Genomic DNA, 258 nt, shown 5'->3' on the forward strand with positions numbered 1-258 from the left:
CGTGCTGTTGCTGGCCGCGTTCCAGGCCTTGCTGCAGCGCTACAGCGGGCAGCAGGACATTCGCGTGGGTGTGCCCATCGCTAACCGCAACCGGGTAGAAACCGAAGGGTTGATCGGGTTTTTCGTCAACACCCAGGTGCTGCGCGCGCAAATCGAGCCGCAGCAGACCTTCCGCGCGCTGTTGCAGCAAGCCCGCCAGGCCGCCAGCGACGCCCAGGCCCATCAAGAGCTGCCGTTCGAACAACTGGTCGAAGCCTT

The 258-nt window shown here is 64.3% G+C and carries 1 protein-coding gene; it reads left to right on the forward strand.

The window, feature by feature from the left end; all coding sequences use genetic code 11:
* A partial coding sequence (locus tag SB754_RS21315) for a condensation domain-containing protein (protein ID WP_410784332.1) occupies positions 1 to 258 on the forward strand: 258 nt, incomplete at both ends.

This window comes from Leifsonia sp. SIMBA_070, assembly GCF_046534635.1.
Taxonomy (GTDB): Bacteria; Actinomycetota; Actinomycetes; order Actinomycetales; family Microbacteriaceae; genus Leifsonia.